Source organism: Paenibacillus sp. J22R98 (assembly GCF_059383835.1).
Genome location: NZ_JBXENW010000002.1, coordinates 41,709 through 58,727, shown reverse-complemented (window position 1 = coordinate 58,727; position 17,019 = coordinate 41,709). Strand labels below are relative to the sequence as shown.

Here is a 17,019-nt window from a genome sequence, read left to right as displayed (position 1 = left end):
TTAATTCCCACCGGCAGTCTATCTAAGCTAACAACCACCTACCTCGGCGGAAGTATTTTCAGATGCTTGAAATCCTTATAAGCCTCTAGATCGTCCAGGACCAGCTGCTTCCCCCGTCCTATTGCTATGGACAGTCTGCCCTGCCCCGCTTCTTGAACTTGTATAAGGCTCCCGTCAGCGAAACTGATCGACATCCCGTGAAAAAAGGTCTCCACTTCAGCAGAAGAGGCAGCTTCCTCGACGCCGCTCTTAACAAACTTCTTCAGCATGCGGCAGACTTTGTTAATCGATTCGTGATCAGCCTTGTTGGTATTGTTCAGTGGAACATAGGTAAGATCCCCGTCCTGTAGATTTACGGACGCTACGGTTTCGGGACTGCATACAGCTGCCAATTCGCTGAGTGATTTGGGCTTCGGCAGGTTATTCCGTTCCTCCTCGTAAGAAGGCCGATCGTAGGTTAATCGAACGGTGCGATTCGTCTTATCCAAAGGACTGTAGTATAGGAAATCCAGCGACCCGTGGCCCATATCGCCGGCAAATTTCAACCCATCGACGCTGTACGGAACCTTGTTGTTCAAGGCGTAAGTCCGCTCTTCCCCAGTCAGCAGCTTATCGGCCAACACGGCGGCGGTATGGTCTTTCAGATCTATTAATATCAGAAGTCCGGTAAGATTCGGCCGAACGACCAAATAGTCCTCGCCGACTGCTAGCACGGCGTACACCCCATCTTTGCCGACAAGCGCAGGCAGATCATAGTTGTTTATCTCTTTGCCTTGTTCATCGAATACGGTCACGCTTTTGCCATCTGTCAGAACAGAACGCTGGAGCCAACCATCCGGTCTGTACACTTGAAAATAATTCGTATTCGATTCATAACGCTGAACGTAAGTCGCTTTCTTCTGGGTCACAATCTTACTGTTCTGGATAAACAAGTTATACGCATCATATAGAACGTGATGCTCCTCATCTACATGTTGGTCCACGAATGTAAGTATGCTTGTTAAACCGCCTATTCCCCCCATGCTCACCGAGATATTGCCAACAAGCTTGCCATCTAACTTACCGATGAGGACGACAGGGTGCTGCTCATCTCGCGCCGTATAGATGTCGCTTGTTTCTCGGTTATACCATATTGGACTCCCACCCCCTACTTTGAGGTATGTATCCTTGCGTGTAATTCGGACTGTTTTGTTCTTTTCGTCCCACACGACCTCGGCCTTGGTAGCTTCAGAGAAGAAACGAAGCGGAGCGTAAACGCGTCCCTGCAAGTTGAGAAGAGGCGCTGTTAATGCGACTTGATGGTCATTAACGGTTGCATGCTTAGAACCATAACTCAATTTAACGGAGAGCTCCGGGTATTTCATAGATACCATCTTGGCTGCGGCATTCCAGGACACAATCGTTCCGAGCAGCTGGCCCATATCGCGTACGGATAAGTACACATTACCTCTGGCAACGAGTGGAGCAGAGTTCAACTCGTACATGCGACCGTTCATCATGACCTTGATTCCGCTCGCATCGGAGGTATCAACAGCTCCGGAATTATCTTCTGCTGAAGCTGATACCGGGATGCTCAGCAGCAGCACCGTTATAACTAAAGTAATCGTAGTTAGAGAGTTAAGTAATCTTTTAATTAGAAGCAAGGGCTCATCCTCCTGTTTATTATTAGCCGGATGACCATTAGACGACCACTGCTGAGAAATGTTGCGGCAAATACCTAAAAATGGATAATTTATCAGCCGATCGATTGCTCAGTTGCTAACCGTAACAAATGCTGGATATTATGCGTCATATCTAGAGGAGGTGTTGCTAGTGCGAATCGTAGTATTCATGCTGCTATTCGGAGTTATTTTGACAGCTTGCGGAAGTAAACCAGAGGGGGATTTCATTCAAGGAACTGTTGATCCTACCGTTGCTGGTCTCAAGGATACGATTGGGAACCCTGAGTCGGCCAGCGTCTCCTTCAAACTTAATCGACTGCAAGCATTAGCTGCGGCAACAGATTATGGAGCCAGAACCGAGAAGTGGTTTAAAGGGGATTATGGGTTTAATATGCTCACGTCTTACCCTAACGATATGGCTCAAGCGGGGGGCGATGCAGGAATTGGACTTGTCCGGATCCCGAAGCAAATTTCGGTTCGCTATCAGATTACCAGCCGGGACCAGGATGGTAACCGGGATAAACTGCTGACTGAAATTGTCGCTGATCGCAGCAATATTAAAGAGGATCAGTTTAACTTCTCCTATAAGCTGCCTGACCAGCCGAACACGAACTACTTGCTGAGCTTAGAGGCTCTCAACGCTAAGGGAGTGGTGGAGGATACTTTGTTAGCGCCGTTCTATGTTCCGGCCCATGAACTGAATGCGCGACTTACTATTGATCCCCTATTACAGGGAGCCGACCACACCGAATTAAAACTCTATAACGCGGGGCCGACTGACCTGAATTTGGGATACGGATACACGATCTACCGCCAACAACCTGAGGGATGGACGATGGTGCCGGATGATTCGGCTGTTGATGCCATTGGCTTTGAAACTCCGCCCGACCATACTTACACCGAGACGGTAAAATTTCCACAGAAACTTCCGCCGGGGAAATATCGCGTAGTGAAAACCTTCGGCGCTGCCAATACGGATATAAGAGCAATATTAGCTGCTGATTTTGAAATCCAATAGTCAATCCGACAGCTCTTCAGAACCGGATTATTGAACGACGTACTCGAAGAAGGCTGTCGGATATGGATCAAACATGATTACCAAATATCCACGATAGGGATGTTATTCTCCAATCTCACCTTGCTCTGTGCAATCCAATCCTTAAACCACTGATTATCCGAGCTGCTGAACGATTCATCCCCATCATAATTGCGGAACGCCCCGATATAGACAATCAACTCTCTCAACATTAGAAATAACGGAATTTGCTTCAAAGCCTCTTCGCTTATCGTGTTTTCGAGCCTATAGCCTTTCAGAAAAGAACGCATGAATCGACGGGCTTGATCTTCCCTCAGCTCCCGTCCACCATCGTCTCCATAGACATAAACCAGATAGTATAACTGGATCGCGATATCTTCCACAAACCAGCTGTACTGCGCTTCGTCGAAATCAAAGAGCGTGATTTTCTCTTCGCTATCTACAGTAAAATTACCGATTCCCATATCCCCATGTATAAGTCCAAAAGCATCAGGATCCGTTGGCAATTCGTTTAGCCGATCCACCATCAAGTTGTAATTCTCTTTCACGCGCCGATGGGACGGGGGAAGAATGTCGATGTCCTTCAAGTAATCATTCTGATGCCATTCCAATCTGCGAACGCTGCTGTCCTCAGGTTTATACAGCTTCGATAAAGCATGCATTTGACCCGTGATTCGACCAAGAGACTCATATAACTTGTCGTCATCCAGACACTCCGGATAATTCACCTTCTGCCCCGGCGCTTTCTCGAAAGAAACCGCGGTAAAGAACAATTCCGCGGTCACAATTACTTCGGTCCACTCACCGGCCACAGATTGAATCGGCAGCGACGCTGAAATGCCGCGGCTCACCAAATACTGAATCCACGCCAGCTCTGCCTTTACCTCACCAACTGTACGACGGCTTCCCGGCGTTATTCGCAGAATATAAGTGCGTCCATTTCGCTGGTACTCGTACACAAAGTTTTGAAATCCACCTATAGAAGTGACCTCTTCGCTGCTAAGTCCATATCGCTCCACGGCACTGGCAAGGACACCATGACGATGGAAGAGGTCCGTAATGGCATGTTCCATATCTAATTCCCCCTAACCTGAACTCGCATCCAAGTGAGCAATCAACGATTCATAATCGATTCGGCAAAAGCAACCGGTTTAAGCAGCTCCCGATATTCTTCAGCCGTTGCGCCATCCTCCATGCTCCAGCATGAGCTCATTGCCGTCTCGACGAAGAGGCATTGTTTTAAGATCGCGCTCGGTATGCCCAGCTTCTTCTCGAACACGGCGATTATCTCGCTGATTTTGGCATAACCGGCCTCCGAATAATCATCGTCAAATTCATTTAATATAAAGCGCGGAACGTCAAATACAGGATCACCGATTACGCCCTTCGGATCAATGATTCGATAGCTGCCATCCTGCCCAAGCAAAATATTATCATGGTGGAAATCACCGTGCAGCAGCATCTGCCCGTTATACACCGCGGACACCGATAGGCAGATCTCTTCAGCTTTCTTCATATAAGCTGCTAATTCACTGCAATCTTGCCGCTTGCTCATGTACTCGGTTATTCTATTTACCCAATCTACGTAAGTTGGATACAGCTCTGTGTTAGCAGCCGTTATGTGTAGGTCGTTGAATAGCGAACTGAATACGTCCAATCTTGCCGTAAGCGAAGTCACTTCCCTCAGCGGATTCCCTGGTTTGATGCATGCTTCTAGCAACACGCCTCGAACCACATCCGCTTCATACACATTGCAGAACCGTCTGCCATTATATTGGAGCAACGCGTTATATTCCGTACTTATCTCTACGGAGGAATTTCTGCCTATCTTCAGTACAGAACTCCCGAACCGCGCCGATTCGCATTTCAATACCAGGTTTGCAGAATAGGAAGGGATAAGCTGAAGCGCGCTCAGCGCCCATCGATCGGCGAAGGTGTCGAGATCCCTCAACACCTTGTCATAGAACAATTGCCCAAACTGCTTCACGATTTGATCGATTTCATTTTGCCGGAATGGATAATGTTTGCTCATTGTTTGGCTTCTCCTCCGCTCAGCTCGCTTCTACTCCGATACTCGGATCGTATAACGCTCGGGGTCCCATACCGTAGTCCAACCGAATGCCGAACCAAGCTCGCGGACAGGTGCCAGCATTTCCCCTCTTACATTGTATACTTCTTTGCCTATAGCGACAGACTGCCCATTCACATAGATGCCGCCCGTTTCTTCCAAATGAAAGGAGAACTCCTTACCGTCTTTTAGAGCAACCGCTATTTTGTCCACTGGGTTCCACGTCATTCGATACCCCATCGCTTCCGTAATCCCTCTAACAGAAGCATAAACGCTCCCATCAACCTGCATCGACCACATGACAGTCTGCTGCCCATTCACCAGCACACGAGGCGCTTCCAAGACAGGTTCATATTTAGCAACAGAGAATGTTCCCCATGAATACGGTTCATACGAGTAAGGCGGAACGCCGAAGCCTTCCTCTCCTCCCCCTAAACCTAATAGCCCGCGGCCAATCTGACCATCGCCGTTTAAGCCCGCCCCCCACAATGTACCATCCTTCTTAATGAGAAAAGAAGTTCGAAAACCGCTGACAACCTTCTCTGCCTGCTGGCGCTCCAGCCTTACGGGATGATTGAACCTATGCGGCTGCAGGCCGTCTCCGATTTGGCGGTACGAGTTATTACCCCATACCCACACCCGGTCAAGCTGATCAAGCGCCAAACATTGCAAATACGAGCATGATAGTTCTTCTATCGAATGAAGCTCCGGTATCCGTTCCAGATGGAGCGGCCCCTCCAATGGATCCCTGTTTCTACCCAGCATACCGCCATAGTTATCTCCAAAGGACCACACGGTGCCGTCCGAACGCAGCAATAGGGTAGACCCTCCTGAACCTATAATTGCCTTGATTTGATCAAGCTTCTCGAATAACCTTGGTTTCGTTATTACAGCTTGATTGCCGGTCTGGCTATAGTACCAATACGGTGAGCCCCAGAACCAAAGCTTGCCCATCTTGTCGATGGCGAACGCTGCATTACCTTCTATATGTACAGACGCTATCGCTGGCAACCCCGTTACTTGGGCCGGTGCAGCAAGGGACTTCGCTTTGCCAGTACCCAATTCTCCGTACTCGTTGCTTCCCCAAGCCCAGACCGTTCCGTCCTTCTTCAGAGCCAGCGCAGAGTCATAGCCTAATTGAACATCTTTCACATCACGCAGTCCTTCGATTTCTTTCGGAATTCTCGTGTATTCCGAATGGGCTGACGAATAGGTTACCCCCTCGTAAGTGCCGTATCGTAATTGGCCAAACATCCACGCTGTCCCATCCTTCTTCACGGCAACGCCCGTATCCCCGTAAGTAGAAGAAAGTCTAATAGAATCTACATCCGTTAATTCCGGCACTTGAACGGCGGTCGTTGTCAGACGTGTCGTCATGTTGGCTCCCCAGGTCCAGACAGTCCCGTCATTCTTCAGCGCCAGCGTACTTGCATATCCTGAAGCAACCTGTTTGACATGCGAGAGCACTTTTCCTTCAATGGTCATGGATTGCTCCTGTGAATTTTCCGCCGATACGGCTAATGGAATCAGCAAACTAGCCATACCTGCGAGCACGATCAACTTTAGTAAACGAGAATGTCTCATTTTCACTCCACCTCGGAACCATTAATTAGGATATCTTCATAGATCATAGACGTTTACTCTGCAAAAAGGTTACTGAACTACTGACAAGACTGCCAAGCTTGGCAGTCTTGTCGATGGTCTATTTAATTCTCAGGTCAATGTCGCCATGAATTCGAGTTGGATAGTCGACAATAGTGAGCGTCAGCGGGCTTTGATAATTCGCCTTCTTGATGAAATACTGAAACTCGTCGCCGGAAGATCCCGTCATATGCGAATCAAAGGTTTTGCCGGATGCATCCTCGAATCTCATGTCTAGAATGTTGTATTGACGGTTCTCATCAAGCGGGTTGTCATTCTTCAGTTTTAAGACAATTATGCTCTGACCATCCTCCTTGCTGGTACCGACATCTCTTAAGGTAAGATGATCATCGGGGCTTGAGAGCAATTTCTTATGATCGAGATCCACTTTAATCTCCAGCTTGTTTTTGTCCAATGCCCGAATACTGTTCCCCCGTAAGTAGAGCCGGTGCGGCTTACGGAAATAATTGCTCTGGAAGTAGAGCACCTGCCGATTCTCGCTTAGGGTTGAACCGGATACGCCATTAGTAATGGTCCCGAACGTTTCACCGTGCTCATCTTCAATCCGTATATCATCAAAATAGAACAACTTCTTCGTATTGGCCGGATCATAAGCGACCTCCAGCCCAATGCGGGTCGGATAAACGGTCATTTTCCCAAAGGTGATATGCTGACCCTCGACGGTAACCGTCTTATTGATAGCATAGGTTTCTTTTAAGCCTTCAAACTTCGCCTTATCCACTGGAATCGCAAACTTCCAAACCTCACCGATGACTGTCTTCTCGTCCTTACCGACCTTCAGCTCCAGGTTGAGGATATCAGGAAGCTCTGCTCCCTCTTGGAAATTAAAATCGATCGTGCCTTTCTTGCTTACCCACTCTTCGCTGAAATCCGAGGAACCATGCGAGCTGCTGAACTCTTTGCCATTCAGTAGATTAATCTGCTGAACATTAACGACTCGCTTCCGTCCATCCATGTTATTCAGGGTGTAGAAGACGATAACCCGCGATTCATCTGCAAGTACGCCATCCACGGTCACCTTGATGCCATCATGCTCTTCGGACAGGCCGACCGGCTGCATAAAATCATTTTCTAAGGCAAGCTCCAGCCCTTTGTCATGATTAATAAGCTCAACGAGTGACCGAAGTCCAGGCAAATCGCCAACATAGGCAGCAACGACAGGCGAAAAGCGGACCGAAGCTACCGTTATCAGAAGCAGTAAACTTGCTGTATAAGAAGCGAATCTAGTTACTGTGCGGCGCCTTCTGCGCTGCCTCGCAAGCCGCATGCCATTCCTAATTCTCTCATCGACAGTCGAAGGAACTACAATCTGATTGATCTGTTCCTTCATTGCCTCTAACTGAGGCCAATCCTGTTCGTTCGAATCGCGAAAATCATTCATGAGGTTCACCGTCCTTCTCCAGCCGCTGCCGCAACCCGCCGAGTGCTTTGTGCAGCCATGTTTTTATCGTACCTTCCGGCTTCCTTAACGTTCTCGCAATTTCGGTGATCGTCAGATCATGATAATATTTCAGCTCAATGACGGTCCGATAGTTGGCATCCAGCCGTTCCACCGCCGATTCGAGCATGACCTTCTCCAGTAAAGCAGATTCGCCGCTCGCTACATGCTGCTCTTCAGCACTGGCTGCCACCTGCTGTTTCTCATTCCGACGAGCTCGCCTCTTGGTCTCGTCCGCACAATAGTTCATCAGAATGCGAATCAGCCAGCTGCCAAAATAGCCCGGTTCCTTCAATTTGTGTATCTGTATGTAAGCCCGGCAGGTCACTTCTTGTATGGCTTCAAGCGCATCGCTCTCATTCTTTAAGTAGGAATAGGCAATTCGGTACATTTTATCCTTGTGCTGCGTAATGAGGCTGTAGAAGGCCGCATCGTCACCGCGTTTAGCTGCAAGAGCCAGCAATTCATCATCCATGCGATTCCTCTCCTGCCATTGTGCTTCTTCTACTAGTTAGACTCTGCAGAACGTCAAACGGTTTTCGCTCGTTTAAAATTTGTGTATTCAAATATTAAAAAGGCCGCCTGACCGGCAGCCTCATTGTATCGAGCATCTATTCATTCTTTCTGCCAATGTACATGAAATGTTCAGCTAAACTCAATAGCTCCTCGCGTTCACATACTTGCTCCGCCAAGTCGAGCCACGCCGATACCACCTCGGGCGGCTGCGTAAGGAGCTCAGGCTCCCGCATGTATAGGAAGCTTTCACAGTTGAGCACGTGCAGCTTCTCTAGTTGGAAGGCTTCAAAGAATGGCGCTACATCTCGGGGACGAATGTAATAGTTGTCCGTGAATCCATGTCCGGCAAAATTCGCATCCTCAATCATCGTAAGGAGCTCAGACTGGCGATCGGCAGATAGGATCAATGCTGGATTACGGATCAGGTAATCCCACACAAATGAATAAGAAGAGACAAAGGATACGAATAGAATTCCGTGCGGCTTTAGCTTCTTCAAGCATTCCTGAATGGTAGTAGCCCGATCCTTCTCTTCTTTCAGATGATACATCGGGCCCATGCAGAGCACATGATCAAATTGCTCATCCGCAATACTCGATAAGTCCCGACTGTCCACACATAACCCCTCAAGTGGTAGCCCGAGTTCCTTCGCTTTATTCAACGCAAAGTTCACATTGTTAGGCGAGAGATCTGCCAGCGTCACTTCGCAGCCATGCGCCGAGAGATGAAGCGAGTACCTGCCAGGTCCCCCGCCGAGATCGAGGACTTTGTCACCTGGTTTGATGTAGCGATTCATATAACGTTTGCTAAGCTCGAACTCAACCTTGTGGCGATCGAGTCGATCCCATTCATACTGCACCGTCTCATCGTAGAACCTTCGAACAATCTCAACATCATCCATAGGAACACTCCTCGTCGTCGAACAAACTCAATTGGAACGAGTCCGCAGCAGGCGGCTGATAATAGGGCATTTCTGTTGAGATCCCGTGCAGCGAGCAGGCTTCACGGAACCGAAGCGCCAGTTCCTTCTCTCGCTTCGACTTGCACTCATAGGCAAGACCGAATGTCCGTCTATATTGATTGCTCAGTCCCGGAAACTCTTCATCCAGCTTTCGATAGAAATACTCCCGCTGCCGGTCTCGCAACGTAACGCCAAACGCTGCAATAATATGTTTGACCCCTGCGTCTGCTGCCCTCTCGACAAGCTAATTTATGTTTTCCAATTGATCTTCCAGGAAGGGAAGAATGGGCATCATCAGCATCGTCGTCACAACGCCGAGCTTCTCAAGTTCAGCAAGCGTTCTGAATCTCTCTGTTGAGGAAGCTGCATGAGGCTCCAATTTACGGGCCAGCTCGTCGTTAGCAGTCGTAATCGTTACCGCAACTGAGGCATATTGCTGGGAAGTGGATGTAATGTCAGAGCTTAGTAACCTCGGAATGACTCGAGATGCAGATCAGGGAAACTGTTGATTTCAATAAGATTCCCGTCAGGATCCCTGATATAGAAATCCTTGTAGACTCCGTTTACGCCTTCTCCATATTGGTTTTGATGCCGCTGACCTCGTAGTCTGATTTCAAGCTTTCATGCAGATGTTCTAAATTTGAAGTCTTAAAACTGATGACCGGCGAAACTTCCTGTTCCGTTTCGAATTGGATAGGCTGCTTGATCGCGGTTTTCTTAATGAACAGCAGCGGGCCATGCCCCAACTTCAAGTTTGCCGAATGTTCCTCTTCCCAAATCACCTGATATCCGAATACATGCTTGTACCACTCGACCGATCTTCTAATATTCGTAGACGGCAGGTAGATTTGCACTACTTCATTGACGATGAAATCAGCTAATTGTTCGTTCATATTATTTGCCTCCTGATTGGAGATTGGATTCTTTGTTCGTCTATTCGGGATGTTATTCTACGAGTTTCCAAACCTTCTTGGAATAGACCAACCAAACTTTATAATCACTAACCACATCACGCAAGTCATAGACTTTGTCCATATCCGTGTAATGACCAACCGTTGTAAGTGAAATCTTATATTCGGCTGTTTCCTTGATCGCTTTGGATAAATCAATGAATAATCCATCTCGGGTTAACTCCAATAGTGCTGCTGATACTTCCTTCGGAACAGCCCCAAATTCCCTTCCCGTCAGCTTCCGAAGCTTATCTACAATAACGTTGGCCAGAAGCATTTCATATTCGTGCTCGTCCGATACATAGAGCTTGTTGAACCAACCATCATCATGCGCATAGTACGCAAATCTCACCTTTGGCACTTGGTGTAACAGTCTAGCGAGATGCCCAAAAAACAATAATTCAGCAATTTGAGTGTTACTTAATGCATCCAGATCCTCTTCTCGTGCGAAATCTACCCAACAAAAATCCCCATAGCCATAAACATCATCTTCGATCAGCTCATCAAGCTCTTCCCGAGTCACATAATCAAATCGAGAATGAGGATTCCATTGCGCATTCGAAAAATGATGTTGGAGCAGAATTAGGTTCTCCGGTCTAGGAGTAACAACATTCATAAACTCATAAAATTCAATCCCATACGAATAGAAGCAGTTATTCGGAAGCATTTGGCTGACATAAATCAAATCTCGGATTTTCTTCTTTTTCTTCATGAATCGATTCTCCGTTTCACTGAAATAAAGCCTGCTGCGCCAGCCATAGATCCAAATCCACAGAACCTTGCACGCCTAGCAGCCGATAGAAATATCGATAGACGGTGCGATAGTGCGTTAAATCCGGAGGGGCAGGATCGTCGAATAACCTTTGAGGAAGGAAGCAGCAGTGCGCTCATCGAGCACGTATTCCAATCCGAAACCCCCACCAAAACTCACTCCCCTTTGCATTATCGCGCTAACGAATCCTACAGGTCTTATTCGTGCCGAATTCGCACGTTCTCAGTTCTAACGAACTGTAGAGGTCCTATTGCAGAGGAATGATACGAAAAAGAGCCATTTAACACCAAATAAGACCTCTTGGATTCGTTAGAATTTCAAACCCCGTCTTTTTGTTGAAATAAGACCTCTAGGATTCGTTAGCGTGCTATCTCACCATTGACCGCGCCAACCGAAACCCAAGATCATCGATGCTAAAGGTCGGGTGACTGCGGCGGCGGCAGGTTGCCCCACAGCCTCTAGCCTCTTCGGCCCAGCTCCCACCCCGAAATATCCGATAAGTGCCGTACACTTCCTCATCATAGAGATCCCAGCACCACTCCCACACATTCCCGAGCATATCGTATAATCCCCACGCGTTCGGTTCCTTCTCACCTACCACATGGACGATTCCGCCAGAATTCTCTTCATACCAAGCGATCTGATCAAGCTCGCCGTATCGATATCCAGAAGTGCCGGCTTTACATGCATACTGCCACTCCGCTTCCGTGGGAAGACGATAGCCGTCTGCTTCCCAGTCGCAATCCACATCATCAGAACGAATGGAGTAACAAGCTTGCAGCCCCTCTCTCTCCGACAGCAGGTTGCAGAACTTCACGGCATCCAGCCAAGAGACGTTCACTACCGGCCACCTCGAATCGCTGTCCGAAGGAGCAGCAGCACCTGTAATCGCACCATACAGCCCTACCGTTACCGGATATCGAGCAAGCAGAAACCCGTTCACCGCCGTTTTCCATTTGCTTTTCACACGGTCGTCCCTTAGCTCAACTTCTCCCCTGGGGATCTCCACCATCGTAAGCTCAACATCGCTCCATCTATCTTTTGACACACTTTGTTCCTCCTACGATGACTCATTTCTTATCGGTTCAGAAAAAGCACTCTAGCATCCAATCATAATCTCTCGCATGTAATAATATGGAAATAGATTCACCATCATTATGTCTTACAAAAGGAGATGTTGCAACATGGCACCATGTAATGCGCAAGCAACGGGGACATGCTCCGAGGCTGAAGGTTCAGATACGCTGGCAAGCGCAGACGCCTCTCATGCAGAAGGCTTTCAATCAACGGCGAGCGGTTTTGCCGCTCACGCGGAAGGATATGCAAATACGGCTCAAGGACCTGCCTCCCATGCGGAAGGCGGAAGCTCACTCGCAGAGGGGATCTATTCGCATGCCGAAGGCAGAGAAACAGATGCCTCCAATGAGGCTTCGCATGCGGAAGGTTTTCTAGCCATTGCAAGCGGATTCGCCGCTCACGCGGAAGGCTACGCCACGAATGCGATTGGTCCTGCCTCGCACGCGGAAGGCGGCGGTTCGATTTCATTCGGCATCTATGCGCATGCGGAAGGCGAAGTGACGCAAGCCATCGGCGACCGCTCGCATGCGGAAGGAATGAATACGCTGGCTAGTGGGATGAATGCGCATGCCGAAGGGGAGTTAACCCAAGCTGCCGGCTTAGATTCTCACGCCGAAGGACTAGAAACGTTCGCTACCGGGCAATGCGCGCATGCCGAAGGCGAAAGCAACACCGCAAGCGGCAGAGCATCGCATGTGGAAGGAAACTTGAACCTGGCTAGCGGTATCTTCGCACATGCGGAAGGACAGCGCACAGTTGCAAGCGGCGATGTCTCGCATGCCGAAGGAAACCAAAGCATGGCAAGCGGCCAATCGGCGCACGCAGAGGGAGCCGTGACGACGGCAAGCGGTTTCTCCTCGCATGCTCAAGGCGTGAATACGATTGCCGACGGATTATTTTCGCACGCTGAAGGACTGAATACATCTACCAACCTGCTTGACGGGGTACACATTATGGGGCAATTCGGCTCAGCCAACGAGCTGTCCTACTCGTGGTATCTGGCTAATGGAACAAGTGAGGATGCGCCGGGAATAGCAGCGAAGATTCTAAGTAATGGCAATGTGAAAATCGACGGAACGATGAGCAGTCCTGCTGCTGACTATGCCGAAATGTTCGAAATCTATGACGGACACCCCATCGAACCGGGCTATTTCCTCGCCTTGGTTGAAGATAAGGTGCGCATAGCTGCTTCTGCGGATCCCTACATTGTAGGCATTACCAGCGGCAAGCCTGCTTTTCTATCCGATAGCGCCGACCTAGGCTGGCATCGCAAATTCATAACGGATGAGTGGGGACGAATCCTATATCAGGATGTACAGATTCCGGAACGGCGGGACGGCTCGGGACAGCTGATTGCGCCCGGTCGCACAGAACGGCAGCCTATCTTGAATCCCGAATGGAACCCGCTTCAAGATTATGTGCCTCGATTGAACCGGCCGGAGTGGGTAGCTGTAGGCATGGTGGGGAAATTGCTTGTACGAGATGATGGTTCTTGCCAACCTGGCGGATTATGCCTGCCGAACGATACTGGAATCGCCACGCTCGCGGACGAAGGGTACTATGTGCTGAGAAGAACTCGCCCTAATCAAATCTTAGTGTTGCTGGGCAAGCGTTATTAGTTAGTTGGACATAGAAAAAACCGCCTATCCATTGGCGGTTTTTTTCGATAATCTTGTTCCAGAGTTAGAACATGCCGTTCTCATTGATGGATTGCTCTGGTATGGCCTGCCCTAAATCCCACAATTCGACGATGCGGCCGTCCTCGAAGCGGAAGATGTGGACTACGGCAGCTCCGAGGTCTTCAGGCTTCTGTCTCACATGGGAATAAACCATAACGGAATCGCCCTCTTCTATGGTGCGTTTTACATCAAGGGTCTTATGAGGATTCAACGTCGCGTTTTCTTCCATCGCCAGCATGAGCGATTCCGCATCGCCGCGGAAGTAGGCATTGTGATGACGGAAATCAGCTCCTACATAACTCTCGTAGGCCTCGCGCACTTTCCCCGAAGCAACCAGCCGTAAAAATGTCACAGCCTTCTCTTTAAGTGGTTCCGTATGCATGGCAATCATCCTTTCAATTCTTTATCAGACTGGCGCTCTTCTTTCACTTTACCATTACAAACTCATAAATTCCTCGAAACGTACTCGCGAACGTATCTCGGCTGATACGCACTTGTGCCTTCAGCTGCTGTTCTGCCAGGCCTGCTTGGAAAGCCCCGATAAACAAGCTGGCACTCTTCGAGATTTGTCCGCCGAGGACAATGACGTCCGGGTCGAATTGTCGCAGTGCCGGTCCCAAAATCATCGCCATCCGCTCGCCGAACGCTTCGAACAGCTCGATCTCAGGCTTACTTCCGCGAACCGCGGCTTCAGCCAGTTCACGCACGTCTCTACTGCCGAGTTCGAGGCCGAGTTCCTCGGCAAGCCGCAACACGCCGCTCTTCGAGATATATTGATCGGCGATTCCGTCGCGATAAGGCGTCTGGTACAGCCAGCCGTTATCCGGCACATCTGAGCGATGCTTTACCAAACCTCCGTCTTCTAAGAAACAGGAGCCAAGGCCGGTGCCGATTGTGAGGCATACCGCCCTGTCCGGCTCTGAGGGCGTATCCCGCTCTCCTCGAACCTCCTTAGAGCCCGCCAATTCTCCGAGGCCAAACAATGCCGCGTCGTTCTCGAAAGCAATGCGGAACTGCGGCGCCAGCCGCCCCCGCAGACGATCATCCGCGCGCATCGCCTCTTCGAGCAGCGTCCCTACGGAAAGGCCGTACAACGACTCGAATTTGCCTAATCCGCGGATCAGGCAGATCCCGTTCTCGTAATCGAAAGGGCCGGGGAATGCGAGCCCGAAGCCGGTAATCGGCTCCTCATCCAGTCCGCCCCGCTTCAGCATATCCTGCACAATCGCAACGAAATGAGCCAGGATCGCATCCGCTCCCAAATCCGATTTTGCCTCATATTGCCCAATCGTCTGCTCGATTATGGATCCGTCACGCATGACCGCCGCTTTAATTTGCGTACCGCCAACATCAAAAGCCAGAATAATGCCTGGGTTCATCACGACTCACCCCTAAGCTCTGACAAATGCTTTGATCGTGCCAATCGTCTTGCCAATGCTCGGACCGCTTGGACGAATCGTATACGCCGGAATGGAAGCCGGCACGATGAACGTTTCCGCATAACGGATGACGAAGGGTTCGAACGCGCCGTCCGGACTTTCCACCGTCGCCTCTTCGCCTTCGATCAAATTCAGCATATGGACGCTGCCATTAGCTTCATGCCGAACAGGTGCGGAGAACCAGTGCCGCCGCGTCTCGATAAACTCCAGATCATGGAGACCTGTCCGTTCTTCCTTCCAGCCTTCGCCTTCCGCGACCGGTTCAACTCGGCCGACGCAGCTCTTCGTCCACTCTGTCGTCCGATCCCACTGAATGACCTTCTCGCCATGGTCCACATGGACAGGACGCGGTTTGCCATCCAGCCCGAGCCGATCCCAATCCCACAGCTTAAAGGTGAATATATAAGGTGTTGCGCTAATTTCAAGCACCATGCATCCCTCGCCCGAGCAATGAACCGTCCCCGCCGGAATGAGAAAATGATCATGTTTAGCAGCCGGGTACACATTCACGTAGTTCTCGGCCGGGAATGTAAAATCACCTTGCTGCGCTTTACGCAGATCCGCCATCATTTGCTCCGCATCCACATTGTCCTTCAGTCCCAAGTACACTTCCGCGCCGGGAACCGCCTCCAGAATGTAGTAGCTCTCATCCTGCGTATACGGCATTCCGAACTGCTCACGGATATATTCCGTCGTTGGATGCACCTGCAAACTTAAATTCTGGCCGCCGATCGTATCGAGGAAGTCGAAACGAATGGGGAACTCCGCCCCGAAACGCGAGTACACTTTCTCCCCGAGCAATTTAATCGATTCGAAGAAGACCAGATTAATCGAAGGCAGCTCCACCCGAAGCGTACCGTATTGAAAATATAGACTGTTTTCCTCAGGCACTCCATCAAAGCCCCACGCATACGGATGGTTCCGCTTCGGCAGATCGATGTTCGCCTCTAGCCAAGTTCCGCCCCATACGCCGGGATCAAAATACGGCACAAGCCGGAACGGCTGACTAACCGTTTGGGCAAGACCGGCAAACAAGGCTTCCCGGGAAACCATCTTGGGAGCATCCGCTGCATGGGTATCCAGATAGTAATCGATCCTGCCGAGAAGCGATTTCTTCAGCCGATCTGCCATGCGCCATTCGAAGAAGAAGCCGCGCTTGTAGAGACGGAGAATGTCCGTTTCCACGACGTTCGTTCTCCAGTTGCTATACGTCTTCGCACGATAGCGCTGCTGGATTTCCCAGCGCGCCAAGTCGGCGTACAGCAGCACATCGCCGCTTGTCACAAGTGTTGCGCCGAAACCGATAACGACAACGACGCCGGACTGTACCTCATCGATTCCATCACGGAGCTGCTGCAGCTTATCCGCATCGTAGAACTCTTCCATTCGAAAAGACGTCATATAGCCAAACACGCGGTCATCCGTCATATAACGCTCGACTTTGCGGTCAACCTCATCAGGTTCCAGCGCCGCGTCTTCCGCGTTTATGATTAGCGCAGGTGTCAGTGCAGCAGACAGCCCTGCGATAATTTCCTCTTGTCTTACGCCGGGATAACATTCCACGACGACAACGGTTTTCCGTTTGTTTTTGCCCGATATTGCTTCCCGTACTGTATCTCCGATTGCTTCATACCCCGACCACGCCTCATGCTCCCAGCCCTGAATCGTCACAATCGGTTCCTTGTTGTATCCCGAATTCATGATTAACTCCCTCTCTGCTTGCGTCTACATCCCGCCGGATTTTTTCACCTATTTTAACACA

General features: G+C 49.8%; 16 protein-coding genes. 2 read left to right on the top strand and 14 right to left on the bottom strand.

The features are described from left to right. Positions 1–38: 38 nt before the first annotated feature. Positions 39–1,643, bottom strand: coding sequence for a copper amine oxidase N-terminal domain-containing protein (locus tag AC50Y3_RS05900; protein WP_494817851.1), 1,605 nt, complete (start codon positions 1,641–1,643; stop codon positions 39–41). A gap of 169 nt (positions 1,644–1,812) precedes the next feature. Here AC50Y3_RS05900 and AC50Y3_RS05895 point away from each other — a divergent pair, with 169 nt between their 5' ends. Next, entirely contained in the window at positions 1,813–2,679 is an 867-nt protein-coding gene (locus AC50Y3_RS05895) for an immunoglobulin-like domain-containing protein (protein ID WP_494817850.1), read from the top strand. A 77-nt stretch (positions 2,680–2,756) separates the two neighbouring features. Here AC50Y3_RS05895 and AC50Y3_RS05890 read toward each other — a convergent pair whose 3' ends face one another. The 10 genes from AC50Y3_RS05890 to AC50Y3_RS05845 form a co-directional block, all read right to left on the bottom strand. Continuing rightward, positions 2,757–3,770, bottom strand: coding sequence for a phosphotransferase enzyme family protein (locus tag AC50Y3_RS05890; protein ID WP_494817849.1), 1,014 nt, complete (start codon positions 3,768–3,770; stop codon positions 2,757–2,759). 41 nt (positions 3,771–3,811) lie between these two features. Beyond that, positions 3,812–4,729 (bottom strand): aminoglycoside phosphotransferase family protein, encoded by a 918-nt coding sequence (locus tag AC50Y3_RS05885; RefSeq protein ID WP_494817848.1) that lies wholly within the window; start codon positions 4,727–4,729, stop codon positions 3,812–3,814. 30 nt (positions 4,730–4,759) lie between these two features. Further along, positions 4,760–6,349: a stalk domain-containing protein gene (locus AC50Y3_RS05880; protein WP_494817847.1), complete on the bottom strand. Its 1,590-nt coding sequence runs from the start codon at positions 6,347–6,349 to the stop codon at positions 4,760–4,762. Between the two features lie 118 nt (positions 6,350–6,467). Next, complete coding sequence (locus AC50Y3_RS05875) at positions 6,468–7,808, bottom strand: DUF4179 domain-containing protein (RefSeq protein ID WP_494817846.1); 1,341 nt, start codon at positions 7,806–7,808, stop codon at positions 6,468–6,470. Continuing rightward, a complete protein-coding gene (locus AC50Y3_RS05870) occupies positions 7,801–8,340 on the bottom strand; it encodes a sigma-70 family RNA polymerase sigma factor (protein WP_494817845.1) in 540 nt (179 codons plus the stop codon). The genes AC50Y3_RS05875 and AC50Y3_RS05870 overlap by 8 nt, the downstream gene beginning before the upstream one ends. Positions 8,341–8,476: 136 nt before the next feature. After that, positions 8,477–9,280, bottom strand: a complete 804-nt coding sequence (locus AC50Y3_RS05865; RefSeq protein WP_494817844.1) for a class I SAM-dependent methyltransferase — start codon at positions 9,278–9,280, stop codon at positions 8,477–8,479. Beyond that, positions 9,273–9,524 (bottom strand): hypothetical protein, encoded by a 252-nt coding sequence (locus tag AC50Y3_RS05860; protein ID WP_494817843.1) that lies wholly within the window; start codon positions 9,522–9,524, stop codon positions 9,273–9,275. Before AC50Y3_RS05860 ends, AC50Y3_RS05865 begins: the two co-directional genes overlap by 8 nt. A 379-nt stretch (positions 9,525–9,903) precedes the next feature. Further along, complete coding sequence (locus AC50Y3_RS05855) at positions 9,904–10,233, bottom strand: VOC family protein (RefSeq protein WP_494817842.1); 330 nt, start codon at positions 10,231–10,233, stop codon at positions 9,904–9,906. Between the two features lie 52 nt (positions 10,234–10,285). After that, positions 10,286–11,002: a hypothetical protein gene (locus tag AC50Y3_RS05850; RefSeq protein WP_494817841.1), complete on the bottom strand. Its 717-nt coding sequence runs from the start codon at positions 11,000–11,002 to the stop codon at positions 10,286–10,288. 427 nt (positions 11,003–11,429) lie between these two features. Then, on the bottom strand, positions 11,430–12,074 hold the full coding sequence (locus tag AC50Y3_RS05845; RefSeq protein ID WP_494818588.1) for a formylglycine-generating enzyme family protein: 645 nt from the start codon (positions 12,072–12,074) through the stop codon (positions 11,430–11,432). Between the two features lie 172 nt (positions 12,075–12,246). On the opposite strand from AC50Y3_RS05845, the gene AC50Y3_RS05840 reads away from it, so the two are divergent. Then, entirely contained in the window at positions 12,247–13,758 is a 1,512-nt protein-coding gene (locus AC50Y3_RS05840) for a peptidase G2 autoproteolytic cleavage domain-containing protein (protein ID WP_494817840.1), read from the top strand. A 64-nt stretch (positions 13,759–13,822) separates the two neighbouring features. Here the strand turns inward: AC50Y3_RS05840 and AC50Y3_RS05835 are convergent, their stop codons facing one another. Genes AC50Y3_RS05835 through AC50Y3_RS05825 form a run of 3 tightly spaced genes read right to left on the bottom strand, consistent with a single transcriptional unit; the run spans position 13,823 to position 16,958 of the window. After that, positions 13,823–14,200 carry a nuclear transport factor 2 family protein gene (locus AC50Y3_RS05835; protein WP_494817839.1) on the bottom strand — a complete coding sequence of 126 codons (378 nt, stop codon included), beginning with the start codon at positions 14,198–14,200 and terminating at the stop codon, positions 13,823–13,825. 43 nt (positions 14,201–14,243) lie between these two features. Further along, the gene (locus tag AC50Y3_RS05830; RefSeq protein WP_494817838.1) at positions 14,244–15,197 is read right to left on the bottom strand and encodes an ROK family protein; all 954 of its coding nucleotides are present in this window, start codon (positions 15,195–15,197) and stop codon (positions 14,244–14,246) included. Positions 15,198–15,209: 12 nt separating this feature from the next. Further along, the gene (locus AC50Y3_RS05825; RefSeq protein ID WP_494817837.1) at positions 15,210–16,958 is read right to left on the bottom strand and encodes a class I mannose-6-phosphate isomerase; all 1,749 of its coding nucleotides are present in this window, start codon (positions 16,956–16,958) and stop codon (positions 15,210–15,212) included. Positions 16,959–17,019: the final 61 nt, after the last annotated feature.

Excerpts from the sequence above, each read along its gene's own strand:
- AC50Y3_RS05890 (WP_494817849.1), bottom strand. The coding sequence starts at position 3,770 with ATGGAACATGCCATTACGGACCTCTTCCATCGTCATGGTGTCCTTGCC.
- AC50Y3_RS05885 (WP_494817848.1), bottom strand. The coding sequence starts at position 4,729 with ATGAGCAAACATTATCCATTCCGGCAAAATGAAATCGATCAAATCGTG.
- AC50Y3_RS05880 (WP_494817847.1), bottom strand. The coding sequence starts at position 6,349 with ATGAGACATTCTCGTTTACTAAAGTTGATCGTGCTCGCAGGTATGGCT.
- AC50Y3_RS05875 (WP_494817846.1), bottom strand. The coding sequence starts at position 7,808 with ATGAATGATTTTCGCGATTCGAACGAACAGGATTGGCCTCAGTTAGAG.
- AC50Y3_RS05870 (WP_494817845.1), bottom strand. The coding sequence starts at position 8,340 with ATGGATGATGAATTGCTGGCTCTTGCAGCTAAACGCGGTGACGATGCG.
- AC50Y3_RS05865 (WP_494817844.1), bottom strand. The coding sequence starts at position 9,280 with ATGGATGATGTTGAGATTGTTCGAAGGTTCTACGATGAGACGGTGCAG.
- AC50Y3_RS05855 (WP_494817842.1), bottom strand. The coding sequence starts at position 10,233 with ATGAACGAACAATTAGCTGATTTCATCGTCAATGAAGTAGTGCAAATC.
- AC50Y3_RS05850 (WP_494817841.1), bottom strand. The coding sequence starts at position 11,002 with ATGAAGAAAAAGAAGAAAATCCGAGATTTGATTTATGTCAGCCAAATG.
- AC50Y3_RS05845 (WP_494818588.1), bottom strand. The coding sequence starts at position 12,074 with ATGGTGGAGATCCCCAGGGGAGAAGTTGAGCTAAGGGACGACCGTGTG.
- AC50Y3_RS05840 (WP_494817840.1), top strand. The coding sequence starts at position 12,247 with ATGGCACCATGTAATGCGCAAGCAACGGGGACATGCTCCGAGGCTGAA.
- AC50Y3_RS05835 (WP_494817839.1), bottom strand. The coding sequence starts at position 14,200 with ATGCATACGGAACCACTTAAAGAGAAGGCTGTGACATTTTTACGGCTG.
- AC50Y3_RS05830 (WP_494817838.1), bottom strand. The coding sequence starts at position 15,197 with ATGAACCCAGGCATTATTCTGGCTTTTGATGTTGGCGGTACGCAAATT.
- AC50Y3_RS05825 (WP_494817837.1), bottom strand. The coding sequence starts at position 16,958 with ATGAATTCGGGATACAACAAGGAACCGATTGTGACGATTCAGGGCTGG.